Below are 23150 nucleotides of genomic sequence, written 5' to 3' on the forward strand. Positions count from 1 at the left end.
GCCGCGCACGGGCAGCACGGATCGCCACGGCACCTTCGGTGGATCACACCCGGGTGGGCCGACCGGCGGGGTCGCCGGCTCAGGCCGGTTCAGTCGGCGAGAAAATCGGGCAGTTCGAGTCGACGGTGTTGCCGCCAGTAATCGACCAGCTGCGAGACGCCCTCGGTCGCGCTGGTGGTCATGGCAGTAATGCCTGCCGGAGTCAGTTCGGCAGCAGCCGGATCAACGAGAATGCGGGGCACGTGCCAGTCGGCCTCGTTGACCAGCCCGGAGGCCGGTGCCACCGCCAGCGAGGTGCCCACCACCAGCACCAGATCGGCCTCGGCCACCAGCTCACAGGCCGTCGGAAACAGCGGCACCGACTCGCCGAACCAGACCACGTGCGGACGCAGCTGACTGCCACGATCGCAGTGATCGCCGATGCGGATCTCCTGGTCTTCGTCGAGCCGGTAGATCAATCGCGGATCGGCGCTGGAACGGGCCTTGAGGATTTCACCGTGCAGATGCAGCACCGAGCGCGAGCCCGCCCGTTCATGCAGATCATCGATGTTCTGGGTCACGATGCTGACCCGGAAGCCATCGCTTTCGAGCGCGGCCAGAGCCCTGTGGGCCGCGTTGGGCTGCGCTGCCCGCACCTGACGGCGGCGCTCGTTGTAAAAGGCCAGTACCGTTTCGGGATCGCGATGCCAGCCTTCCGGCGTGGCGACATCCTCGACCCGATGGTTTTCCCACAGGCCATTGCCATCGCGGAAGGTGCGGATCCCGCTTTCGGCGCTGACTCCGGCACCGGTCAGCACGACCAGATGCGACATGGTGCGTTCTCCCATCCCTGTTGCCGACGCATGCGACGTCATCCGTGCGCGCGGATTCTACCAGATCCACCGCAGGGCGCCCATGCACGGGAGGCCCCGCTGCCCCGTCTGGCGCCCTCAGCCCAGCTGGAAGATGATGATGCCGACCGCCATGGCCGTGGCACAGGCCAGCCGCTGATAGAACAGCCGCCCCCGGCTGAGGGCATCGGTCAGGCCGATCCCCAGCCGGGTCATGACCAGCGCCACGGCAATCGACAGGATCCCCCGCGCCGACTGCAGGATATTGGCATGCACGGCGCCGAGCACGTTGAAGGTCACGAACAGCAGCACCATCGAGCCCATCCAGCTCGCGGCCAGCGGCCAGGTGGCCAGCACCCGGCGCCAGTCGGCACGGCCGAGGCTGAAACCGACCGGCAGCACCACCAGCCCGTTGAGGCAGTAGACCACGCTGACCGCCAGCATGATGCCGTGCAGGCCCTCGACCCCGATATGATGCATCAGGGCGACGACCCCCAGATCGGAGGCGGAGTAGCCCAGTACCGCCAGCAGCAGCCAGCCCAGGGCACGGGAGCGGATCGCCCCGCCGGCCAGGCTCATGGCGATGGCCGCGAGCCCGCAGATCGCCACCCCCAGCCACTCGAGCCGCCCCAGCAGTTCACCGGCAAACAGCGTCGTGATGACGGCCAGCGATACCACCTTGAGCCCCAGCAGCGGCGAGACCCGGGAGGCCACGTCATGGCGCAGCGCGGCAAACAGCGCCGCCTGCCCCAGCAGGTAGCAGCCGGAAGCGGCCGCCAGCGGCCCCAGCAGGGTCATGAGCGGGGCCATGTCCGGGCTCCACAGCATGATCACGCCGATGGCCGAGCCAAGCCCCATCAGCAGGTGACTGAACACCAGCATGGCGCGCGAGCCCAGCCCGGTGGTCAGCCGCACCTGGGCGGCCAGAAAGTAGTACAGCGCCTGCCCCAGGGCGCCCAGTAGTCCGCAGATCACGGCAATCGCTGCCATCGTGTACCATCCCCTGCCCGGCATCTGACATAATTGACATGCTCGCCCCGCACGGGGACAAGCCCATTCTTGCGCTTCATTCGGAACCGATGTCCGCCACCCTCGATATCATCTTTCAGGACGAACAGCTGGTCGTGGTGCACAAGCCGGCCGGCGCGCTGGTTCATCGCAGCGCGCTGGACCGGCATGCGCCGGTGGTCATGCTGCAGTGCCTGCGTGATCAGCTCGGCCGCCGCGTCTATCCGGCCCACCGTCTCGACCGGCCCACCTCGGGGCTGCTGCTGTTTGCCTTCGATAGCGCGACCGCTGCGCGGCTGGGCGAAGCCTTCCGTGAGCAGCAGGTCGCCAAGCGCTATCTGGCGGTGGTGCGCGGCATCGGTCCCGAAGAGGCGCTGTACGACTGGCCGCTGCAGGAAGAGGACGGCCGCCGGCCCAAGGCCGAGCAGCCCCCCATGGCGGCCGCGACCCGGGTGCGTCGTCTCGACAGCATCGAGCTGCCGGTACGCGTCGATCGCTATCCGCAGAGCCGCTACTCGCTGATGGAAGCGGTGCCCCTGAGCGGCCGTCGCCACCAGATTCGCCGCCATCTCAGCCGCGGCGGCTATCCCATCATCGGCGATGCCAAGCACGGCAAGGGCGTGCACAACCGCTTCTTCCGGGATCGCCTCGACAGCGATCGCCTGCTGCTGGCCGCCGTCGAGCTTGGCTTCACCCACCCCGCCGATGGCCGCTGGCTGAACCTGCAGGCGCCGGTAGCCGATGATTTTGCCGCCCTGCTGGATCGACTGGGTTGGGCCGGCCACAATCCGCCCCGGGAGGTCGCGCATTTCGATCGGCGCCCGTCGGACGAGTCGATTTCCACCTCCCCCACCGACAGCGAGTCGCCATGAGCAGTGCACCCGATGACTCCCGCTACAGCGCCGCGCACGAGCAGGATTACGCCCGGCGCTTCGATGGTATCCGCCGCCTCTACGGCCAGCGCGGCGTCGAACGCCTGCGGCGCGCGCACGTGGTCATCATCGGCATCGGCGGCGTGGGCAGCTGGACGGTCGAGGCGCTCGCCCGCAGTGGCCTGGAGCGGCTGACCCTGATCGATCTCGATGACGTCTGCATCACCAATGTCAATCGTCAGATCCACGCCCTGGATGGCCAGATCGGCCGACCCAAGGTGGACGTACTGGCCGAGCGCTGCCGGCTGATCAACCCCTTCATCGATGTCCATACCGTAGCGGCCTTCGTCACCCCACACAACGTGGCCGAACGGCTGCCGGCGGATACCGCGCATGTCATCGATGCCATCGATCATGTCGGCGCCAAGACCGCCCTGATCGCCCACTGCCGCCGCCGGCGCCTCGGTCTGACGGTAACCGGGGGCGCGGGCGGGCTGACCGATCCGGGCCGGCTGCAGGTACTGGACCTGAGCCGCACCGAGCAGGATCCGCTGCTGTCGAAGGTACGCGCCCGACTGCGGCGCGAGCACGGCTTCCCGCGCAATCCGAAGCGCCGCTTTGCAGTGGCGTGCGTCTGCTCCAGCGAGCAGCGCCGCTATCCGGATGGCGCCGGTGAGATCTGCCATACGCGTCCGCGCGGTGAAGAGTCCCTGCGTCTGGGCTGCGCTGCCGGCTTCGGCGCGGCAAGCTTCGTGACCGGCGCCTTCGGCTTTGCCGCGGCCGGTCATGCCATCGAACGGCTGATCGAGCACTCCGGCGAGGCTGCCGGTCAGCCCGCTCCGGAGATTTCCCGATGACACAGCAACGGCCGGTTCCCGGTATCTATCGACACTACAAGGGCGCCCTGTACGAGGTACTGGGCACGGCACACCACAGCGAAAGCGAGGAGCAGCTGGTGGTCTATCGCGCGCTTTACGGCCATTACGGCCTGTGGGTACGCCCGCTGGCCATGTTCATGGAGAGCGTGGAAATCGACGGCGAACCGGTGGCCCGCTTCGCACTGGAGCAGGCCTTCGGGTAACCGGTTCGCCCGGAGCGGCAGCGATCAGTCGTCGTCGCCGTCTTCCTGCCCCGGCAGCTGCATCTGACGCTGCTGGTAGTTCTCGATGCCGATCCGGTCGATCAGCCCCAGTTCGGTCTCGATGGCGTCGATGTGCTCCTCCTCATCCGCCAGGATCCCCAGCGCCAGATCACGACTGACATAGTCGCGCACGGACTCGAAGTAGCTGATCGCCTCGATCAGGGCCTCGCGCCCCTCATGCTCGATCTTCAGATCGCTTTCGAGCATTTCCCGGGTGTTTTCGCCGATGTGCAGCTTGCCGAGGTCCTGTAGGTTGGGGACACCCTCGAGAAAGAGAATGCGCTGGATGTAGCGGTCGGCATGGTTCATCTCGTCGATGGACTCGTCGTACTCCCATTTGGCGAGCCCGGCCAGTCCCCAGTCCTTGTACATGCGGGCATGCAGGAAATACTGGTTGATGGCAACGAGTTCATTGCCGAGCAGACGATTGAGATGCTCGATGACCTTCGGATCGGCTTTCATGAGTTGTTCTCCGCTGACAGGCACATGGAGGGCGCGTGGCCCGTGAACATGTCACGAGTATCTCTCATGAGAGGGCAGATTTCGAGGGGAGCACGTGCCGAATCAATGACTTGCGAAGGATTCTCATTAGCCGTGGCAAACGCCCCGAGACCGCGGTCTAACCGGTCGCTGCCACTGCCAGATCACCGTGGTGACTGACCAGCCGATGATAGCGGCTGGCATGGGCAAGCAGCGCTTCCTCGACGATCGACTCCGCCATGCAGGCACACTTGCCGCACTGGCTCGAACAGCCGGTCATGCGACGCACTTCCTGCCACGAGCGCGCCCCTTCGCTGACGGCGTCACGCAACTGATGATCGGTCACCTTTCTGCACAGACAGACAAACATGCCGGACTCCTCAGTGGTCATGGTCTGAATGTAAATGATTCTCAGCCATTTGCGCAAGAATCATCGAGAACAATTTGCATTCCGGCACCGGGAGCGGCCTCTTCATTACCTCATGACAACGCCCCGCGGTGCGGGGCGTCGATATCACCGGGCAATTACCGTGACCAGATTCAGTAGAGGCCCATCGGGTTGTCGCTGTAGGAGATCAGCTGACACTTGATCTGCTGATAGTTGTCGAGAATGGTCTTGTGGGTCTCGCGCCCAATGCCGGACTTCTTGTAGCCGCCGAAGGCGGCATGCGCCGGATACTGGTGATAACAGTTGGTCCAGACCCGACCGGCCTGGATCCCCCGGCCCATACGGAAGGCGCGATTGATATCGCGGGTCCAGACGCCGGCGCCCAGCCCGAACTCGGTATCGTTGGCAATCGCGAGCGCCTCCTCCTCGGTACGGAAGGTGGTCACGGACAGCGTCGGCCCGAAGATCTCCTCCTGGAAGACGCGCATGTCGTTGCGGCCCCGGAAGATGGTCGGCTGGACATAGAAGCCACCCCCCTGTTCGCCGGTCAGGGTTTGCTTTTCACCCCCCAGCAGCAGTTCGGCGCCCTCCTGACGGCCGATCTCCATATAGGACATGATCTTGTCGAACTGCTCGCGGGAGACCTGGGCACCCATCTCGGTTTCGGAATCGAGCGGGTTGCCGAACTTCAGCCGTTTGGCCCGCTCGATCACCCGCGGCATCAGGGTGTCGTAGACATCCTCGTGAATCAGTGCCCGCGAGGGGCAGGTGCAGACTTCCCCCTGGTTGAGGAAGGTCATCATCAGCCCTTCGACGCACTTGTCGATGAAGCTGTCGCCATGGCCGAGGATATCCTCGAAGAAGATGTTGGGCGACTTGCCGCCCAGTTCGAGCGTGGCCGGAACGATGCGCTCGGCGGCCTTCGCCATGATGTGGCTGCCCACCGGGGTCGAACCGGTGAAGGCGATCTTGTGAATACCGGGGTGCACCGCCAGCGCTTCACCGGCCTCTTCGCCCAGACCGTGCACCACGTTGAGCACACCCTTCGGCAGCAGATCGCCGATCAGGCCGAGCAGCACACAGATCGAGGCCGGGGTCTGTTCTGCCGGCTTGAGCACCGAGGCATTGCCCGCGGCCAGCGCCGGCGCCAGCTTCCAGCCGGCCATCAGCAGCGGAAAGTTCCACGGGATGATCTGCCCCACCACGCCGTAGGGTTCGTGATAGTGGTAGGCCACCGTGCTGGCATCGATTTCACTGATGCTGCCTTCCTGGCTGCGAATACAGCCGGCAAAATAGCGGAAGTGATCGACCAGCAGGGGCAGATCGGCCGCCAGACATTCACGGATCGGCTTGCCGTTGTCCCAGGTTTCGGCGACCGCCAGCATTTCGAGATTGGCCTCGATGCGATCGGCGATCTGCAGCAGCACGCCGGCACGCTCGCTCGGTGACGTGGCTGCCCAGCCCGGCGCCGCGCGGGTCGCCGCCTGTACGGCACGGTCGATATCGGCCGCCCGGGAGCGCGGGACCTGACAGAAGACCTCGCCGGTGATCGGCGTCAGGTTATCCAGGTACTCACCTCCCTCGGGAGCGACCCATTCGCCGCCGATGAAGTTCTCGTAGCGCTTGCTGAACGTGACCAGTGCATCTGCCTGGCCGGGACTGGCGTATTGCATGATGCGCTCCTTCGACTCGGAATCGCTTGCCGCTTGCAAGCGATCTCAGATTAGAAAGCGTTGCGACATCATCGCAATGTGGCAATGGTCCAGGTCTTCAGCTACGCGCGGTTCCCCGGTTGCGCTGCCAGCGCTTCTCGTTGCGCCGCGCCTTCTGCACAAAGGGCGACAGCCGGATCAGGGTGAAGGCAAGGCGGTTGACCAGCGAGGCCGGAAAACGCATCGGCCGCTCGACATCCATGAACAGCACGACCCGCTGGCCGTCGGTGTCGTTCCACACCTCGTGATCGAAGGTGTCATCGAAGATCATGCTGCGCCCCTCTTCCCAGTGCGCGATCTGTTCATCGACCCGAATGCGGCACTGTTCACGGGGCTCGGGCACCTGCAGGCCGAGGTGATAGCGCAGCACACCCTTGTAGGGTCCCCGGTGAGCCGGAATGTGCTTGCCCGGGGCGAGAATCGAGAACATGGCGGTTTTCATGCCGGGCACCTGCTCGATCAGGCGCGCCGTCTCCGGACAGCGCTCGCAGTTCTCCTCCATGCGGTAGCCGTAACCATAAAGGAAAAAGGTCTTCCACTGATCATCCTTCGACAGCCGCTGCTGGTCCTCGGAAATATCCTGGAAGTTGGGCAGCTGGTCGCGCTCGCGCAATACTTCATCAAGTTCGGCACGAATCTTCTGCCAGTCGGCTTCCAGCGGCCCTGTCCAGCTGAACTGCGAAGCGTCAAAGAAGGCCCTGTCCCCGACCAGCGAGTGACGGGCGATGAAACGGTCAATACCGACCAGCAGGCGCCGACCGACGCGTATATACCAGGGTTTGCGGCGTTTTCCGGCGCGCTCTTGCGCGGGGGCAGTGGAATCATTCATGACGGGCTCTCCTTGCAGGGGAACAGGATTGATGCCGGAAGACCCGTGGCGACACCGGCTAGCGCAGGATGCGATCGCGCAGCAGTCGCCACAGCACCGGCCAGCCGAAGATCAGGGGGTATGAACGCAGGCGCGGCGTGACGGTGATCGTATGGCCGGTATGACGCCGCAGCTTCCAGGCGGCATAATCGACCCCGCCCTCGAAGGTCGTGATCGATTTCATCAGCCGCAGCACATGCAGCACACGGCCCTGGCGGCGACGCCAGCGCCAGCGCCGCTCGGCGCGGCGCCGATCACTGTCACGCGCATGATTGACGAACGCATCCGCCCCCTCGGCGTCGAGTGCGGGCAGCACTCCGGTCAGCGCACGCGCCAGCTGACGGTAATCCTCCAGACCGTCCCGGACCAGCAGCGCGGCACGGCCGCTGCCCTCGGGTCTCAATTCCACACCGTAGCTCAGCGCCAGTGCCTGCTGCCAGCCGGTCGCGGCATCAAACCGCACCGGCAGGCACGGTAGCGCCTCGTGCCAGAGTCGGGTCACCGCGCCGGCCAGGGCGCCCTCCAGCCGCTCGCGCACGCCCTCGCTGCGCCAGAACACCAGCCGGCAGGGCTGGGAGAAACGCCCCCACAGATAGGACTCGAAGGCCCGCGTGCAGCCACGTTCGAAATCGGCGGTACTGACCACGGCACACTTGGCACGCAGGGTACGCTCGGCGGTGGCGTCGCCGGCTTCCAGATAAAAGACATTGGGGGGCAGCCAGCGGTTGACCAGCCGCCAGCTGTAGCGGGCATAGATCCGGCGATAGTCATCGACCACGGCATAGAGATCGACCAGCCCCTCGCCGGGATCACCATCGCGCAGACAGGAGCCATAGAACAGGATCGCCTGCACGGCGCTGCCGAAACGCTCGTGTACCCGGCGGATCAGCGGCTCGAGCGCGGCACCCACCGGACGCGCGCTCTGCTCGGCCACCACGGCCTGCAGACTGCCGGACGATTGCGGGTTCATTGCGTCACTCTCCCGAAAACACGAAAGTCGATCGGTCCGACGGCGCGTAGCGTCAGCCGCTGATCCGGCGTCGCCCCGGCACAGGTGCCGTAGAGTTCACCATCCAGCATCCAGCCCTGGCCGAGTTCGAGCTCCAGCCACTCGGTGCGGGCACTCAAATAGCCGGACGCACCACGGGTCGCGGCACGCCCCCGGCCCATCAGTATCAGCGGCAGCCGCCACCAGGGCGCAGGCGCCTCCGCGCCCATCAGCGCCACGCCCAGACCGCCGCGGCCCTTTCCCCAGAAGGGGCGAGCCCCCAGCATCAGTCGGCTGAAGGTACTGACGGCTACCAGCCGACAGTCACCCTCGAACGCCTGGCCATCCTGCAGCCACAGCCGCGCAAGCGTTGCCGGCAGCAACGGGTGGCGACCGCCTCGCAGCAGTGTCAGGAAAAGTCGCAGGAAGGCCAGCCGCGGGCCCCAGCGCCCGGCCACCTGGTCACGCAGCCGCTGTTGAAAGAAGCTGACGCCACTGGTCAGCGCACCACCGCCGAAAAAGAAACCGCAGCGAGCGCGCCCGCCATCCTCGATCCGCACCACCGGATGGACAACCCGGCGGGGCGCTTCTCCCCCGCGCTGCCAGGCAGCAGCGGCGGCCAGCGCCTCCAGCGGTCTGACCCGACTGCCCAGCGCCCGGGCGCTCATGTTGGTGGTACCGCCACCGACCACGAGCAGGGCCGGCCACTGCTCCGGGGGCAGCGCAAAACGCTCCAGCAGCAGCGTCAGCAGTGCCTGCAGGGTGCCATCGCCGCCGAGCACCATGATGCCCGCGACCCGGTCGCCCAGCCACTGCTGCAGCACCACCTCGATCGCTTCGGGATGACTCGCTTCACGATAGTCACTGTCGGCAACTTGCGCTGCCCGCCGGCGAATGGCGGACAGCGAGCGCCGGCAGCGACCGCTGGCGGGATTGCAGAGAATGGCAAGCGTTCGAGGGCGACTCCCACTGTCAGTCATTGGTGGTCACGAACCAGCGCACCACCAGCCGATGACGTTCGGCGCGGGGTTCCACCCGCGACAGCCAGGGAGTAACCGCCGCGCCGCGGCTGACCTGGCGCCGGGCCTGCAGGACCCGGATGATCAGCACCACGGTCGAGATGAGCGTCCAGAGCATGACCAGCAGCAACCCGGCATAGGGCGCCCCCAGCAGCCAGCACAGGGTCAGCAGCAGCAGGCAGGGGTTGCGGCGAGCGGTCACCAGGCGGTTGACCGAGTCGAACGGCTCCCAGATGAACATCGAAAACGGCCCGGCGGTCTTGAAGGCGACTTCCGACAGTCGGCCGCCGATATAGGCGATGAAGATCACCCAGTAGACGGCTACCGGCACCTGAGTCGCCAGCCCTACCCCCCAGGCGAGATACCAGAACGGCGGATGAACGATATCGAGAATGTGGTCGAACAGGTTACCGAAACGGCTGGAATTGAGCGTCACCCGCGCCAGCTTGCCATCCACGGTATCCAGGAAGGTCATCAGCCATGCGGCGAGCAGCCCGGGGCCGTAGGCGCCATACCAGAAGGCCAGACCGGCGAGCAGCGTCAGCAGATAGCTCAGCGCGGTGACGTGATTGGGACGAATGCCGCGCCGGGCACACACCCTTGTCACCGCCCGGGCCGGCAGCGGCCACACCCACTTGGTGATCAGATCGGTCACTCCCTTGTAGGCGGAGTCGTAGAGCGCATTCTCGATGCGCTCCCGGTCCCCCTGCGCCACCCGGGACACCCAGGGGGTATCGAACTTGCGCAGCTTCGACTGCAGCCCCAGGCCGATCCGATCCGGTGTCACCTCTTCCAGCCCGCCGGTATCGATGCCTGCCAGCTGCAACGCGTTCGCCGGGGCCTTCATGCGTACGGCCACCAGGGTATGATCGGCCGGGTCGCGCAGTGCGACCCGCTCGGCCTCGACCAGACCTTCGAGCACCCGCTGATCGAAGACATAGTCGCCGCGCAGCAGCAGCACTTCATCGCCTTCGGCAATGGCCGACTCATCGCTCAGGACAACACCCTTCATGCGCGAGAGCGCGCGTACCAGCCGTTCCCGGGGCGTCAGGCCCCAGATGCGGGTGGCGGTATCTTTTTCGAGCGCTGCCTTTACTGTCATGATTGCATCCGTTGCGTTCGTTTGATTCACCTGTCCCGGGTCGCCGTATCTTATGCGATTCCTGATACGACCGCTAAACCCTTCATGCTGGCGGCATTCGACATGACCTCATCGCTGTCGCGTCCGGCCTGGCGCCTGGCGCATCTTTCAGATCCCCATTTTACCGTGCCCGAATGGCGACACTGGCGCGAAATGCTCAACAAGCGGGTGCCCGGCTACCTTGCCTGGCACCGGCGGCGACGTCACGTGCACCATCGGGCCATCCTGGATGCGCTGATGCAGGATATCTCTCACCAGCAGCCGGATCATGTGGCCCTGACCGGCGACCTGACCCAGCTGGGCCTTGCCGCGGAGTGCCGCCAGGCCCGCCACTGGCTCGAGCAGCTGGCGCCGGAAAGTAGCGTGACCATGTCGGTCATCCCCGGCAACCATGATACCTATGCCCCGGAGCCGACTGCTGTACCGCTCTCGCTGTGGGAGCCCTGGATGAGTGACGATCCGGACAGCACCCGGAAGGCGCCTGACCACCCCCGGCTGGCCGGGAGCCGCGACAACCGGGCCGCCTTTCCCTGGCTGAGACGCCGCGGCCGCATCAGCCTGATCGGCACCTCGACGGCGCTTCCCACCCCCTGGCCGATGGCAACAGGCAGTCTGGGCAGCGCCCAGCTCGAACGCCTTGCCGCGTGTCTGCAGCATGCCGGACGGCGCGGCGACTACCGCATCCTGCTGATCCACCATGTGCCCTGTCGCGGCATGATTCACTGGCGCAAGCGGCTCACCGACATGGCGGCGCTGCAGGACGTCATCCGCCGTTACGGAGTCGAGCTGGTACTGCACGGTCACGCTCATCGCCCGATGCAGGGCTGGCTGGAGACTCCGACCGGTCATGCCCCGGTGATCGGGGCCCCCTCGGCGTCACTGACCCCGCCGAAACAGGCCGGCTATGGCCTGTTCGACATCGCGCCGCACCCGCGGGGCTGGTCGACAACGGTGACATACCGTACCCTGAGCGGTCATTCCGGTCACTGGCATTTCACGACCCGAGGCTCGGCCCGGCTGCCGGACGTCACCGCACCGATCACTACCGCAGCCTGAATCCGGCATCAGCCGGAAGTACAGCCGGGTTGCCACATTTCATCATGCCTGACCCTTATCCGTATCTGCAGCGAGAGATGTCATGAAGGATTCAGTCGTACGAACGCGACCACGACGCGCCATTATCCTGAGCGCCGGCCAGGGCAAGCGGCTGCTTCCCTATACCGCCGATCGGCCCAAGTGCCTGATCGAGCTCTCCGGCCGCGCCGTCATCGAACATCAGATCGACACCCTGCTCGCGGCCGGTTTCGAACGCATTACCGTCGTGCTCGGCTATGCCATCGATGTGGTCGAACAACGGCTGCGCCAGCGTTATTCGGACACCCTGCTCGACATCGTGTTCAACCCCTTCTTCGAGCTGGCCGACAACCTTGCCAGCTGCTGGATGGCACGCAACGCCATGCAGGAGGATTTCCTGATTCTCAATGGCGACACCCTGTTCGAACCCGCGGTGCTCGATCAACTGCTCACCTCGCCGCAGCAGCCGATCACCCTGGCCATCGACCACAAGGCGCACTACGACGCCGATGACATGAAGGTCACCGTCGAGGGTACGCGGCTGACCCGGGTAGGCAAGGCGCTGGCGCTGGATAGCATTGATGGTGAATCGATCGGCATGATGAGCTTCCGCGACAGCGGCCGCGAGCTCTTCCTGGAAGCGCTGGAGCGCAACATGCGCTCGACCCGGGCGCTGAGCCGCTGGTATCTCAGTGTCATCGATGAGCTTGCCGATCGTGGCGCGGTCCATACTGCCTCGATTGACGGACTGCGCTGGGCCGAGCTGGATTTCCCCCACGATCTCGAACACGCGCGGGCACTGGTGCGTGACATCACGGCCAGCGCGAACACCACCACTCCCTCGCCGACCGATGGCTGACCCGCATCCGCCTGCAGCCGCGGAGCGTTCAGTGCTCGGCAGCGGCCGCCAGCAGGGCTTCCACGGCACGGCGATCCTCGGCGCTGTCGACGTCGACCGCCGCTTCCGGGCGCTCCAGCATGACGGCTCCGATACGCACTCCCAGCCGTGACGAGAGCCGGTTCAGCGCCTCCTCGAGGGTCAGCCGGCCGGCCAGATAGCGCAGCGCGCCGCGCATGCCCAGGGTGCCGGCGATCACGCGCCACGGCTTCTTGCGACTGTTTTCCACCCGCTGCCAGAATCCGGCCAGTTCACGCCCGGCCGGGGTCATGAAGGCGAACAGGTTACAGCCACAGACCGCCCCGTCGGCGAACCGGGTCGCGGTACGCCGCATCTCGGGAAAGCGCGCCATGATGGTCTCGTGGCGCACCAGTGCCACGGCAAAATCGAGCCCCCGGGCCCTCGCCGATTCAAGAAATTCATCCACCATTGCGCCATCAAGCAGCGCATGGTCGGCCGTGGTCAGCAGCACCGGCCGCTCGCGTTCGATTTCATCCAGCGCCGCTGCCGCACTGGCACTCGGTGAAGAGCGACTATCGTGCCAGTACCGTTCATCCGCTCCCAGCATCTCCGCCAGCGCCGGCTCGGCATCGACGATGGCCCGCGGCGGCCCGGCCAGATGAATGCGGCCGACATCGCGACTGGTTTCAAGAGCCCCCAGCACCCGTTCCAGCATGGCCACTCCAGCAATCGGCGCCAGTGCCTTGCAGCGGGTACCGGCATCGAGGGCCACGGGGTCGCTGGCGCCGCGATCGGCTGCCAGTACCAGTGCATCGGCAAACGGCGCCTCGGCAGCAGCCTGCTGAGTCATGCTTCGGCACTCCCGTTACGCATTGCGGCCAAGCCTCTCCGGTCACGAGTGCCGGGACCGAACAGCCGCAGGATCCGGAAATGCATCGAGGTGCACAATGACGAAGGGGCAGAACTCACGGTACAATGTCCCGTTGACTGAATGGCAGAATCAGGAGTGCCGGATCGGCAGGTGCGACAGCATAGCGCGTTCGCCCGCCCCTGTGCATCCTGCAGGCCCCGTCCCTGGCGGCAGGCCCGCGGAGGGCAGTGCAAGCCGGCCCGATTTGCCATATGCTTTCAGTAACCCATACGTCATGGACGGGCCATGATGCCGGCCCGTTCGGCAATCGAACCGATCAACGGAACTGAAAGGTAATGAGCAGCGATTCCTCGGAGCTTCATCAGACGCTGCGTAAATTCGGCGCTCCTGCCAGTGTCATCAGGGAGTATGAACACTGGAGCGTACTGTTGCGCCCGGCCCAGGCGACGCTCGGCTCGCTGGTGCTGGTCGCCCGCGGGACCCAGACCGAATTCTCTGCCCTGCCCCCGGCAGCCTTCGGCGAGCTGGCCACCGTCACCGCGGATCTGGAGCATGCGCTGCATCAAGCCTTCGACCATGACCGGCTGAACTATCTGATGCTGATGATGGTCGATCCACAGGTGCACTTTCACGTGCTGCCGCGCTACGCTCGCTCACGCGAATTTGCCGGCGTTACCTTTGCCGATCCGGGCTGGCCCGGCCCCCCTGAGCTGGGCCACACCACCGACACCGATGAAGCCACCCGGCAGACCCTGTTCGACGCCCTCGATGGCGCCTGGCCACGGAAGACATCTCCTTCGGGATAACCCGCTCGGTGTGGCTTCGCTCTTCCCGTCGCATGCGACCAGGGAAGTGGCCGATCGTTTACTCGGGAAACCGGTCATCTGCCGGTATTCAGGCCAGCAGCGGATCGGACAGGGCCGTCAGGAGCGATGCATGGCTCGGGCATGGTGTCCGACGTACGCTCCTTCAACAGGATGACATTGTTGATGACCGAATTATGTATCACCGCGACCCCGACCTTTAACAGCAGTCCTCAGCGCCTTGCCGACTTTGCCACGCTGGCAGAAGCGCTGGACTATGCCGCCGAAGGCTGCACCGGGTTCAACTTTCATGACAACCGGGGTCGCCTGCTGGCACCGCTGGCCTATGTCGAGGTACGCCGCCGTGCACTTGATGCGGCCCGGCGCCTCAAGTCGCTGGGGCTGGAGCGTGGCGCCCGGGTCGCCGTAATCGCGGACACCGATCCGGCCTTCATGGAAATCTTCTTCGGCTGTCAGTACGCCGGACTGGTACCGGTACCGATGCCGATTCCGATGAGCATCGGCGGTCACGAGCGCTACGTGGCCCGGCTGGACCGACTGGTGGAGAGCTGCGAGGCCCGGGTCGCCATCGCTCCCACCCACATGGTCCGCTATATCGAGGAGATGCCTTCGGTCGATACGCTGGCCTTCCACGGGGATATCGAGGCCTTCCGGACACTGCCCGTGGAAGAGGGCATGACGCTGGCGCCCTCGGGCCCCGACGAGATCGCCTACCTGCAGTACACCTCGGGCAGCACCGGCTTTCCGCGCGGCGTGGAGATCCGTCAGCACGCCATCATGGCCAACCTGCGCGCCATTCTGGCGTCCGGCCTGGCCGTGCGCCCGCAGGACCGCTGCGTCTCCTGGCTGCCCTTCTACCATGACATGGGGCTGGTCGGCTTTGTACTGGGGCCCATGGCATCACAGCTCTCGGTTGACTATCTCGGGCCGCGGGAATTTGCCATGCGCCCCCGGCTGTGGCTGAGCCTGATGACCCGCAACCGGGGCAGCATCGCCTTTGCCCCTCCGTTCGGGTATGACCTCTGCACCCGGCGCCTGCACGGCAGCGACATCGATCGGCTCGACCTTTCCGCCTGGCGGGTCGCCGGTGTAGGCGCCGAACCGGTGCTGCCCGATGTGCTGGAGCGCTTTGCCGACCATTTTGCCGCCGCCGGGTTCGACCGCCGCGCCTTCCTGCCCAGCTACGGCATGGCGGAGAACTCGCTGGCCGTCAGCTTCGCACCGCTGGGCACCGGAATGTCGCTGGATCACGTCAATCGCGATGCACTCGAACAGCACGGGGAAGCGCGCGCACTCGACGATCCGGAAGCGGCAGAAGTCAATGCCACCAGCTTCGTCAACTGCGGTCACCCCCTGCCGGGGCACGACATCATCATCCGTGACAGCGAAGGCCAGCCACTGCCGGAGCGTCATGTCGGCCGGGTCACCATTCGCGGTCCCAGTCTGATGAGCGGTTACTTTCGTGATCCCGAGCAGACCAGAAAGTCACTCGGCGACGATGGCTGGTTCGATACCGGTGATCTGGGCTATCTCACCAGCCAGGGGCTGCACGTCACCGGGCGCCACAAGGATCTGATCATCGTCAACGGCCGTAACATCTGGCCGCAGGACATCGAGGCGCTGGCGTCCCGGCTGGCCGGCATCAACCGGGGAGAGCTCACGGCGCTGGCGCCACCCGAAGAGGCGCCCGAGGTGGATGTGGTCGTGCTGGTCCAGACCACGCTCAGTGACGAGCAGGAAAGAGCCGCCCTGGTAAAGGAGATGGCGGCCGGCATTCGCAGCGAGTTCGGCATCCGCTGTACGGTTTCGCTGCTGCCACCGCGCACCCTGCCGCGCACCTCGTCGGGCAAGATTTCCCGTAGCCAGGCGCGCCGCCAGTATGCCGCGCAGCTGCGGGAAGCAATGGGTGCCGCGCCCACCCCCAGTGCGGCCGCCTCATCTTGAGATGCGTTGCGGTTACCGGGGCGACCGGCTTCATCGGCAGCGTCCTGTGTCCGGCGCTTGAACGGGCCGGTTACCGGGTACAGGCGCTGACCCGGCGCGAGCGCCGCGACAGCGAACGGATTCACTGGATCAGGGGCGGCCTTGATGACCGGCAGGCGCTGAAATCGCTGGTCACCGGCGCCGACTGCGTCATTCACTGCGCCGGCGCGGTACGGGGAGCCGATTACGAGTCCTTCCACGAGATCAATGCTGCCGGCACGCAGCGGGTCTTCGAAGCTGCCCGCAGCGAGGGCTGCGCTCACCTGCTACTGCTCTCCTCGCTGGCGGCACGCGAACCGGCACTCTCCTGGTACGCGCGTTCCAAGCAAGCGGCGGAACAGGAACTCGACGATCACGGCACACCAAGCGTGACCATCTTCCGGCCGCCGGCCGTCTATGGTCCGGGAGATCGCGAGTTGCGTCCGCTGTTCGAACTCATGCTGCGCGGCATCATGCCGATTGCCGGTGCCCCGAAGGGCCGACTGACCGTCATCCATGTCCATGATCTGGTGCAGGCCATTCTGGCCTGGCTGCGCAGACCCGCCACCGGACGCGGGCCGTTCGAGCTTCACGATGGCGCAGCGGATGGTTACACTTGGCCGCAGATTGCCGCCCTTGCGGCCCGGATGCGACAGGGAAGGGTGCTGTCACTGCCGCTGCCCGAAACACTGCTGCGTGCTCTGGCCCGAAGCAACCTGATGCTGGCCCGCTGCACCGGCCGAACACCAATGCTGACTCCCGGCAAGGTCAACGAGCTGCGCCACCCCGACTGGCGCTGCGACAATACGGCCATCAGCGCAGCACTGGACTGGCAGCCGACCATCACGCTTGAACGCGCCCTGGCCGAACCGGGGCTCTGGCGTGATCCGGGACAGTAATCGTCAGCGTGGCACGACCACCCCGAGTCGATCGACACCGCGCCCCACACCAACAGGCTAGCCATGACGCGACACGAACAGATACTCGAGCGACTGATGCAGCATCTTGAGCGTTTCAAATCGGAAAGCGGTGAGCTGCACGCCGATGCCGATCTGATCAATGAACTCGGCCTGGACTCGGTCAACGTGATGGACATGCTGCTCGAGATCGAGGATGAATTCGACATCTCGGTGCCGATCAACATGATCACCGATGTCCGCACACCGCGCCAGCTGGCCGATGTCATCGTGAAGATCGAGAGCGGCGAATGAGTCTTTTCGACAAGTTTGACCGGGTGCGCGATGCCAGTGGCTCGCTGGCGCTGGACAGTGAACCCAGCCCGCTGGGGACCCGCATTGATGAAGTCCACTCCCCGACGCGTGGACGCATCGGCAACAGCGAGGTCATCCTGGCCGGCACCAACAACTATCTGGGGCTGACCTTTGATCCGGATTGCATCGCTGCCGCTCACCGGGCGCTCGATGAAGCCGGTACCGGTACCACGGGTTCACGCATGGCCAATGGCAGCTATGGCAGCCATCGCCAGCTGGAGCAGGAACTTGCCGAGTTCTACGGCATGCCGTCGGCAATGGTCTTCTCCACCGGCTACATGGCCAATCTGGGGCTGATCACGTCGCTGCTCGGCCCGGGCGACAGCGTGATCCTCGATGCCGACTGCCATGCCAGCATCTATGATGCCTGCCGCATGGCCGGCGCCGATGTCATCCGCTTTCGCCACAATGACGCCGAAGACCTCGACAAGCGACTGCGCCGACTCGCCGATCGCCGCGAAGACGGACTCGACAATGCCCTGATCATCGTCGAGGGCATCTACAGCATGCTCGGCGATCGTGCCCCGCTGACCGAGATCGCGGAAGTCAAGCGGCGCCGGGGTGGCTATCTGCTGGTGGATGAAGCCCACTCCATGGGCGTGATGGGCGCGACCGGCCGTGGCCTTGCGGAAGCCGTCGGGGTCGAGGCCGATGTCGACTTCATCGTGGGCACCTTCAGCAAGAGCCTGGGCGCCATCGGCGGTTTTGCCGTCAGCCGTCATCGGGATCTGGAGCTGGTGCGTTTCGACAGCCGCCCCTATATCTTCACGGCCTCCCCCTCGCCCGCCACGATTGCTTCGGTACGCGAGGCGCTCGCCATCGTGGCGCAGCGTCCGCAACTGCGCGATCAGCTCTGGCGCAATGCCGAACGTCTCTATGCCGGGCTGCAGGAGCAGGGCTTCGAACTCGGACCAACGCCGGGCCCGGTGGTCGCGGCACTGGTCGAGTCACCCCGCCAGGCAATCGCCTTCTGGCATGCCCTGATCGAGCACGGTGTCTACGTCAACATGATGCTGCCACCGGCTTCTCCCAACGGTCGTGCCCTGATGCGCATCAGCCTCAGTGCCGCGCACAGCGATGAGCAGGTCGATGCCATCCTGGACGCCTTTGCCACGCTGGGCTCGATGCTCGATCCTTCCACTCCGGCGTAACACTCGATGAGCTGGCCGATACAATCGGCCGGCTCGGGGCAATCGCAATGAAACTGCTGCTCGCCTTTTTCCGACTCTACCCCCGACGCACCGCCATCATGCTGATCTGTCTGCTGTTTGCAGGGGTCGCCGAGGGCGTCGGACTGACCACGGTACTGCCACTCCTGAGTGTCGCACTGGGTCAGGAACACGATACCGACGGTTTCTCCGCCCGGGTGATCGAAATCATGAATTCGATCGGGCTGCCCACTACCATCGGCGTCATTCTGAGCATCATTGTCATCGGCATGACACTCAAGAGTGCGCTGGTACTGCTGGCCAACCGTCAGGTCGGTTACGCCGTGGCCCGCGTGGCCACCGACCTGCGCCTCGAGCTGATCCAGTCGCTGCTTTCCAGCCGCTGGGAGCACTACCTGCGCCAGCCGGCCGGCAGCATCGCCAACTCAGTGGCCACCGAAGCCACGCGTGCCGCGACCGGCTATCAGTACTGCGCCACGGTGATTTCGCTCGCCATCCAGGTGGTCGTCTATGTCGTGGTCGCGATGATGATCAGCTGGCAGGCGACCCTGGCCTCGCTGGCGCTGGGACTGTTCATGTCGGTCGGGCTCTACCAGCTGGTGGCCGCTGCCCGCAGGGCCGGCAAGCAGCAGACCCGGCTGATGCGCGATATCCTCTCGCGCCTGACCGATACCCTGGCATCGGTCAAGCCGCTCAAGGCGATGGCACGTTATGACGTGGCCGACACCCTGCTGCGCCGCCAGACCCGGCGTCTCAATCGGGCCATGGAGCGTCAGGTCATGGCGCGCGAGGCGATGAAAGCCTTCCAGGAACCGATCATGACCCTGTTCATCGCCGTCGGCCTCTACCTGGCACTGGAGGTCTGGGGGCAGTCACTGCCTTCGGTGATGGTCATGGTCTTTTTGCTGGCACGCGTGGTCATGCAGCTCAACCAGCTGCAGCGACGCTATCAGCAGATGCAGACCCAGGAGAGTGCCTACTGGGCCCTCAAGGATGTGGTGCATGCCGCCCGGGCCAATGCGGAACCCGCCGGTGGTGACCGCCTGCCCACCCTGGAACGGGAAATTGCCTTCCGGGACGTGCGCTTTCACTACGGCGAACACACCATTCTCGGCCAGACCGATCTGGTCATTCCGGCGGGCACCTTCGTGACCATTGTCGGCCCCTCCGGAGCCGGCAAGACCACCCTGCTCGATCTGCTGTGCATGCTGCTCGAGCCCACCCAGGGCAATGTTCACATCGACGGCATTCCGACCTCGGAAATCGATCGCATTGCCTGGCGCAAGATGATCGGTTATGTGCCGCAGGAAACCCTGCTGCTGCACGACAGCGTGCTGGCCAATGTCACCCTCGGCGACCCCTCGCTCACCGAGGAGGATGCCGAGCGTGCCCTGCGTCAGGCCGAAGCCTGGGACTTCGTCAGCAACATGGCAAACGGCATGCACGACTCCGTGGGCGAACGCGGCAACCGCCTCTCGGGCGGCCAGCGCCAGCGTATCGTGATTGCCCGGGCGCTGGCCCATCAACCCCGGCTGCTGATTCTCGATGAGGCGACCAGCGCGCTCGACCCTGCTGCCGAAGCCTCCATCAGTAAAACGCTGCGGGGGCTGAGCAACCAGCTGACCATCGTCGCCGTGTCCCACCAGCCGGCGCTGGTACAGGCCGCGGATATCGTGTATCGACTGGAACAGGGTCAGCTGGCCCGGGTTGAGAAACAGGCAGCCGATAACACGCCGGTATGAGAGTCATGATAGCGATCCTGCTTCAGTGCTCACGGGCCGACCGTTGATGATCATCGCTGCCCCGGAAGTTCGGCTGCGGCTTGATCCTCCCGCGGAGGGACGCTGATGGCGCCGACCGTTACCGTGCTCATGCCGGCCTACAACAGGGCCGACGTCATCCCCTGGGCCATCGACAGCGTATTGCGCCAGACGCTGGATGACTTCGAGCTGCTGATCGTGGATGACGCCTCAACCGACAGCACCGCATCGGTCGTCGAAGGATATACGGATCCGCGCATCCGACTGATTCGGCAGACCGGCAACCAGGGGCCGGCACGGACACGCAATCACGGGCTTGAGCTCGCCCGGGGCCGGTATATTGCCATTCTGGACAGCGATGATCAGGCGGTCCCTTCCCGGCTGGCGCGTCAGGTCGCGTTTCTGGAGCAGCATCCGGACATCGGCGAAGTCGGTGGCTGGATCCGGGCCATCGATGCCACGGGCCGGCGTGGCAGGCTCAAGCGAATGCCGACCGACTCGCGCCGGATCCGGGCGCAGATGCCCTGGCGCTGCGGCATTGCCCACACCACGGTCATGATCCGGACCGAACTGGCCAGACAACTACGCTACGATGAAGCGTTCGAGCTCTCCCAGGACATCGATCTCCATGTCCGCCTGCTGGCCAGCCACGAGATTGCCAATATCCCGGCCGTCATGACCTGCAAGCGCACCCATGCCACGCAGATTTCCCGCAATTCGGACAAGGCGGCCCGGTACAAGAAGATCATCCAGCGCCGACTGCTGGAGCAGCTGGGCCTGGAGCCTTCGGAGAAGGAACTCGACAGGCATTTTGCGCTGGGCAGGAAGCAGAAGACCGATCAGCGCACGGGTGCCGAGCATTTTCAATGGGCGCACGACTGGCTGGCGACTCTGGTGCACCAGAACATGCTGTATCGGATATTCCCCGAACCGGAATTTTCCCGATATGCTAACCGTGTCTGGAGACAGCTTTGCCGCTCGGAATGGCGCCGACTTCCCTGGCAGGCCAGCAGAGGACTGCTCCAGCCACTGTGAGCGGACTCGGCAGTTGCAGTCCGGCCATGGTGAAGCCCGGCACCATGCCCTGTACTCTCCCCCTGAATGAATCACGAGGACTCGAGTTTGCCATCGTCTGATACAACATTTCATGTCGCTCTGTACATGCCGGATCTGTCAGGCGGCGGCATGGAACGCTCGATGCTGCATCTGGCAGAAGGTCTTCTGAATCGGGGCCATCAGGTCGACATGGTGGTCAATCAGCCCAGGGGGGCCTATCTCGATCAGATCCCGGAAGGCATCAGGCTGGTAACGCTTGACCGTCGCCTGCTACGCAGTCGCCTGCTTGCGCTCAGGGCAGCCCCCCGTAACTGGCGCATCCTGACTCGCTCCGTGCTGCTGACTCCCGCCTCGGGCAACAAGCTGCCTCATCTTCATGGCATGGTCCGATACCTGCAGACCCAGGTTCCCGATGCCCTGATCGCCGCATCCCCCTTCTGCAACCTGGTGGCCACCTGGGGCAGGCAGCTGGCCGGAACCACAACGCGGGTCATCGTCTCTGAACGCAATACGCTGAAGCAGAAGGTCATGAAGAAATCCGCCAATGGTGGCCGCTGGCGTCATCTGCCGGCGCTGGTCGGTTGCACCTATCCCGATGCCGATGGCATCGTCGCCGTTTCCGACGGCGTGGCAGCCGACCTTGTCGCCACTGCAGGTCTGCCGGCGGCCAGCATTACCACCATCTACAATCCGGTGGTCACCCCTGGCATGCTCAAGATGGTCGATGAACCCTCGCCGCATCCATGGCTGGAAGACGGCGGTACACCGGTGATCGTGGCGGCGGGTCGACTGGTGCCGCAGAAGGGGTTTGCCACGCTGCTGCAGGCGTTTGCCAGAGTGCTGCAGCAACAACCCGCGCGCCTGCTGATTCTGGGTGAAGGTCCGGAACGCGACGCCCTGCTGGCTCTTGGTGAGCAACTCGACATTCGGGCGCACATCGATCTACCCGGTTTTGAAACCAATCCCTATGCCGCCTTCGCGCGCGCTGACCTGTTTGTACTTTCCTCGGAACATGAAGGCCTGCCGGGTGTGCTGATTCAGGCACTGGCCTGCGGCTGTCCGGTGGTCAGCACCGACTGCCCGAGTGGCCCGGTCGAGATTCTGGAAGACGGCCGTTACGGAAAGCTCGTTCCGGTCAATGATGCTGTACGAATGGGTGATGCCATGCTGGAAACACTTGCCAATCCGCTACCCACCGAACTGTTGAAACAGCGTGGCGGTTATTTCAGTCTGGATCGTAGTGTTGAACTCTATTTACAACTGCTGCCAGCTGATCAACTGAACAGTACCAATACTTCCACCACAGCTTTCAAAAACTGAAATGGCAACAACCGACTCCAGTCCCGCTCCCATAGTTCATATCGGATACCATAAGACGGCTTCCACCTGGTTTCAGAAGCAGCTTTACCCACATGCCAGCAGTCATCGCTATGTGCCGCGAGAACATGTCAGAAGTGTCCTGACTCGACCGCATGCTTTCTCTTTTGACCCTTCAGCAGTTATCAGAACGCTCGTTTCCAGCGATTCTCGGCCATTCGTGCTTTGTGACGAGGATCTGAGCGGGCATTTCGAAAGCGGTGGTCACATGGGGGCGTTATCAAAGGAATTTGCCGAGCGAATTTATAGTGCATTCCCCCGCGCACGAATCGTTATCGTCATACGCAATCAGCTGGATATCATCGCAGCGGCCTATGCACAGTATATCAAACAGGGCGGCACTCATAAGCCGGAACACTTCCTGTATCCATCACTGTATCGTAAGGGAAACGCTGCATAAATCCCGCCGCAGCTGCCTGATCGCCATCGGCGGGGTAGAATCTGGCTACCCTGTCACCACCTGACCGAGCTACCCGATGA

General features: G+C 64.6%; 23 protein-coding genes. 13 read left to right on the forward strand and 10 right to left on the reverse strand.

The window, feature by feature from the left end:
* Positions 1 to 89: 89 nt before the first annotated feature.
* Both C7446_RS04640 and C7446_RS04645 read right to left on the reverse strand, forming a co-directional pair.
* Positions 90 to 812, reverse strand: a complete 723-nt coding sequence (locus C7446_RS04640) for an SIR2 family NAD-dependent protein deacylase (protein WP_121171706.1) — start codon at positions 810 to 812, stop codon at positions 90 to 92.
* Between the two features lie 117 nt (positions 813 to 929).
* On the reverse strand, positions 930 to 1820 hold the full coding sequence (locus tag C7446_RS04645; protein WP_121171708.1) for a hypothetical protein: 891 nt from the start codon (positions 1818 to 1820) through the stop codon (positions 930 to 932).
* Between the two features lie 89 nt (positions 1821 to 1909).
* Here C7446_RS04645 and C7446_RS04650 point away from each other — a divergent pair, with 89 nt between their 5' ends.
* The 3 genes from C7446_RS04650 to C7446_RS04660 are packed head-to-tail and all read left to right on the forward strand — an operon-like array spanning position 1910 to position 3791.
* On the forward strand, positions 1910 to 2710 hold the full coding sequence (locus tag C7446_RS04650; RefSeq protein WP_121171840.1) for a pseudouridine synthase: 801 nt from the start codon (positions 1910 to 1912) through the stop codon (positions 2708 to 2710).
* The gene (gene tcdA / locus C7446_RS04655) at positions 2707 to 3567 is read left to right on the forward strand and encodes a tRNA cyclic N6-threonylcarbamoyladenosine(37) synthase TcdA (protein ID WP_121171710.1); all 861 of its coding nucleotides are present in this window, start codon (positions 2707 to 2709) and stop codon (positions 3565 to 3567) included. The genes C7446_RS04650 and tcdA overlap by 4 nt, the downstream gene beginning before the upstream one ends.
* Positions 3564 to 3791: a DUF1653 domain-containing protein gene (locus C7446_RS04660; protein ID WP_121171712.1), complete on the forward strand. Its 228-nt coding sequence runs from the start codon at positions 3564 to 3566 to the stop codon at positions 3789 to 3791. The genes tcdA and C7446_RS04660 overlap by 4 nt, the downstream gene beginning before the upstream one ends.
* Positions 3792 to 3815: 24 nt before the next feature.
* Here the strand turns inward: C7446_RS04660 and bfr are convergent, their stop codons facing one another.
* The 7 genes from bfr to C7446_RS04695 all read right to left on the reverse strand — a co-directional run bounded on the left by bfr (position 3816) and on the right by C7446_RS04695 (position 10408).
* Positions 3816 to 4313, reverse strand: a complete 498-nt coding sequence (bfr, locus tag C7446_RS04665; RefSeq protein WP_121171714.1) for a bacterioferritin — start codon at positions 4311 to 4313, stop codon at positions 3816 to 3818.
* Between the two features lie 157 nt (positions 4314 to 4470).
* Positions 4471 to 4701 carry a bacterioferritin-associated ferredoxin gene (locus C7446_RS04670; protein ID WP_121171716.1) on the reverse strand — a complete coding sequence of 77 codons (231 nt, stop codon included), beginning with the start codon at positions 4699 to 4701 and terminating at the stop codon, positions 4471 to 4473.
* A 170-nt stretch (positions 4702 to 4871) separates the two neighbouring features.
* Positions 4872 to 6392, reverse strand: a complete 1521-nt coding sequence (locus tag C7446_RS04675) for an aldehyde dehydrogenase family protein (protein WP_121171718.1) — start codon at positions 6390 to 6392, stop codon at positions 4872 to 4874.
* 97 nt (positions 6393 to 6489) lie between these two features.
* Positions 6490 to 7260 carry an aspartyl/asparaginyl beta-hydroxylase domain-containing protein gene (locus C7446_RS04680; protein ID WP_121171720.1) on the reverse strand — a complete coding sequence of 257 codons (771 nt, stop codon included), beginning with the start codon at positions 7258 to 7260 and terminating at the stop codon, positions 6490 to 6492.
* Positions 7261 to 7318: 58 nt separating this feature from the next.
* Entirely contained in the window at positions 7319 to 8269 is a 951-nt protein-coding gene (locus C7446_RS04685; RefSeq protein ID WP_121171722.1) for a hypothetical protein, read from the reverse strand.
* Positions 8266 to 9267, reverse strand: coding sequence for a diacylglycerol kinase family protein (locus C7446_RS04690; protein ID WP_121171724.1), 1002 nt, complete (start codon positions 9265 to 9267; stop codon positions 8266 to 8268). The genes C7446_RS04685 and C7446_RS04690 overlap by 4 nt, the downstream gene beginning before the upstream one ends.
* Positions 9260 to 10408 carry a CDP-alcohol phosphatidyltransferase family protein gene (locus C7446_RS04695; protein ID WP_121171726.1) on the reverse strand — a complete coding sequence of 383 codons (1149 nt, stop codon included), beginning with the start codon at positions 10406 to 10408 and terminating at the stop codon, positions 9260 to 9262. Before C7446_RS04695 ends, C7446_RS04690 begins: the two co-directional genes overlap by 8 nt.
* A 102-nt stretch (positions 10409 to 10510) precedes the next feature.
* Here C7446_RS04695 and C7446_RS04700 point away from each other — a divergent pair, with 102 nt between their 5' ends.
* Both C7446_RS04700 and C7446_RS04705 read left to right on the forward strand, forming a co-directional pair.
* Positions 10511 to 11503, forward strand: a complete 993-nt coding sequence (locus tag C7446_RS04700) for a metallophosphoesterase family protein (RefSeq protein WP_170150001.1) — start codon at positions 10511 to 10513, stop codon at positions 11501 to 11503.
* A gap of 82 nt (positions 11504 to 11585) precedes the next feature.
* Complete coding sequence (locus C7446_RS04705) at positions 11586 to 12380, forward strand: phosphocholine cytidylyltransferase family protein (protein WP_211327853.1); 795 nt, start codon at positions 11586 to 11588, stop codon at positions 12378 to 12380.
* A gap of 28 nt (positions 12381 to 12408) precedes the next feature.
* Here C7446_RS04705 and C7446_RS04710 read toward each other — a convergent pair whose 3' ends face one another.
* On the reverse strand, positions 12409 to 13230 hold the full coding sequence (locus C7446_RS04710; protein WP_121171730.1) for an NTP transferase domain-containing protein: 822 nt from the start codon (positions 13228 to 13230) through the stop codon (positions 12409 to 12411).
* Between the two features lie 356 nt (positions 13231 to 13586).
* On the opposite strand from C7446_RS04710, the gene C7446_RS04715 reads away from it, so the two are divergent.
* The 8 genes from C7446_RS04715 (at position 13587) to C7446_RS04750 (ending at position 22613) form a co-directional block, all read left to right on the forward strand.
* On the forward strand, positions 13587 to 14057 hold the full coding sequence (locus C7446_RS04715) for an HIT family protein (protein WP_211327854.1): 471 nt from the start codon (positions 13587 to 13589) through the stop codon (positions 14055 to 14057).
* Between the two features lie 183 nt (positions 14058 to 14240).
* Positions 14241 to 16019, forward strand: a complete 1779-nt coding sequence (locus C7446_RS04720; RefSeq protein WP_121171733.1) for a fatty acyl-AMP ligase — start codon at positions 14241 to 14243, stop codon at positions 16017 to 16019.
* Complete coding sequence (locus tag C7446_RS04725; RefSeq protein WP_211327855.1) at positions 16016 to 16936, forward strand: NAD-dependent epimerase/dehydratase family protein; 921 nt, start codon at positions 16016 to 16018, stop codon at positions 16934 to 16936. Before C7446_RS04720 ends, C7446_RS04725 begins: the two co-directional genes overlap by 4 nt.
* Positions 16937 to 16999: 63 nt before the next feature.
* Positions 17000 to 17248: an acyl carrier protein gene (locus tag C7446_RS04730; RefSeq protein ID WP_121171737.1), complete on the forward strand. Its 249-nt coding sequence runs from the start codon at positions 17000 to 17002 to the stop codon at positions 17246 to 17248.
* Positions 17245 to 18459, forward strand: a complete 1215-nt coding sequence (gene spt, locus C7446_RS04735) for a serine palmitoyltransferase (RefSeq protein WP_121171739.1) — start codon at positions 17245 to 17247, stop codon at positions 18457 to 18459. Before C7446_RS04730 ends, spt begins: the two co-directional genes overlap by 4 nt.
* Positions 18460 to 18506: 47 nt before the next feature.
* The gene (locus C7446_RS04740) at positions 18507 to 20219 is read left to right on the forward strand and encodes an ABC transporter ATP-binding protein (RefSeq protein WP_211327856.1); all 1713 of its coding nucleotides are present in this window, start codon (positions 18507 to 18509) and stop codon (positions 20217 to 20219) included.
* A 105-nt stretch (positions 20220 to 20324) separates the two neighbouring features.
* A complete protein-coding gene (locus tag C7446_RS04745) occupies positions 20325 to 21272 on the forward strand; it encodes a glycosyltransferase family 2 protein (RefSeq protein WP_121171744.1) in 948 nt (315 codons plus the stop codon).
* Positions 21273 to 21422: 150 nt separating this feature from the next.
* Positions 21423 to 22613 carry a glycosyltransferase gene (locus C7446_RS04750; protein ID WP_170150002.1) on the forward strand — a complete coding sequence of 397 codons (1191 nt, stop codon included), beginning with the start codon at positions 21423 to 21425 and terminating at the stop codon, positions 22611 to 22613.
* The last annotated feature ends 537 nt before the right edge of the window (positions 22614 to 23150 follow it).

This window comes from Kushneria sinocarnis (assembly GCF_003633775.1).
Lineage (GTDB): Bacteria > Pseudomonadota > Gammaproteobacteria > Pseudomonadales > Halomonadaceae > Kushneria > Kushneria sinocarnis.

Coding starts and splice junctions, on each gene's coding strand:
- C7446_RS04700 (WP_170150001.1), top strand. CDS start 10,511: ATGACCTCATCGCTGTCGCGTCCGGCCTGGCGCCTGGCGCATCTTTCA.
- C7446_RS04730 (WP_121171737.1), top strand. CDS start 17,000: ATGACGCGACACGAACAGATACTCGAGCGACTGATGCAGCATCTTGAG.
- tcdA (WP_121171710.1), top strand. CDS start 2,707: ATGAGCAGTGCACCCGATGACTCCCGCTACAGCGCCGCGCACGAGCAG.
- C7446_RS04750 (WP_170150002.1), top strand. CDS start 21,423: ATGGAACGCTCGATGCTGCATCTGGCAGAAGGTCTTCTGAATCGGGGC.
- C7446_RS04640 (WP_121171706.1), bottom strand. CDS start 812: ATGTCGCATCTGGTCGTGCTGACCGGTGCCGGAGTCAGCGCCGAAAGC.
- C7446_RS04675 (WP_121171718.1), bottom strand. CDS start 6,392: ATGCAATACGCCAGTCCCGGCCAGGCAGATGCACTGGTCACGTTCAGC.
- spt (WP_121171739.1), top strand. CDS start 17,245: ATGAGTCTTTTCGACAAGTTTGACCGGGTGCGCGATGCCAGTGGCTCG.
- bfr (WP_121171714.1), bottom strand. CDS start 4,313: ATGAAAGCCGATCCGAAGGTCATCGAGCATCTCAATCGTCTGCTCGGC.
- C7446_RS04650 (WP_121171840.1), top strand. CDS start 1,910: ATGTCCGCCACCCTCGATATCATCTTTCAGGACGAACAGCTGGTCGTG.
- C7446_RS04645 (WP_121171708.1), bottom strand. CDS start 1,820: ATGGCAGCGATTGCCGTGATCTGCGGACTACTGGGCGCCCTGGGGCAG.
- C7446_RS04745 (WP_121171744.1), top strand. CDS start 20,325: ATGGCGCCGACCGTTACCGTGCTCATGCCGGCCTACAACAGGGCCGAC.
- C7446_RS04660 (WP_121171712.1), top strand. CDS start 3,564: ATGACACAGCAACGGCCGGTTCCCGGTATCTATCGACACTACAAGGGC.
- C7446_RS04715 (WP_211327854.1), top strand. CDS start 13,587: ATGAGCAGCGATTCCTCGGAGCTTCATCAGACGCTGCGTAAATTCGGC.
- C7446_RS04740 (WP_211327856.1), top strand. CDS start 18,507: ATGAAACTGCTGCTCGCCTTTTTCCGACTCTACCCCCGACGCACCGCC.
- C7446_RS04705 (WP_211327853.1), top strand. CDS start 11,586: ATGAAGGATTCAGTCGTACGAACGCGACCACGACGCGCCATTATCCTG.
- C7446_RS04695 (WP_121171726.1), bottom strand. CDS start 10,408: ATGACAGTAAAGGCAGCGCTCGAAAAAGATACCGCCACCCGCATCTGG.
- C7446_RS04670 (WP_121171716.1), bottom strand. CDS start 4,701: ATGTTTGTCTGTCTGTGCAGAAAGGTGACCGATCATCAGTTGCGTGAC.
- C7446_RS04720 (WP_121171733.1), top strand. CDS start 14,241: ATGACCGAATTATGTATCACCGCGACCCCGACCTTTAACAGCAGTCCT.
- C7446_RS04710 (WP_121171730.1), bottom strand. CDS start 13,230: ATGACTCAGCAGGCTGCTGCCGAGGCGCCGTTTGCCGATGCACTGGTA.
- C7446_RS04680 (WP_121171720.1), bottom strand. CDS start 7,260: ATGAATGATTCCACTGCCCCCGCGCAAGAGCGCGCCGGAAAACGCCGC.
- C7446_RS04685 (WP_121171722.1), bottom strand. CDS start 8,269: ATGAACCCGCAATCGTCCGGCAGTCTGCAGGCCGTGGTGGCCGAGCAG.
- C7446_RS04690 (WP_121171724.1), bottom strand. CDS start 9,267: ATGACTGACAGTGGGAGTCGCCCTCGAACGCTTGCCATTCTCTGCAAT.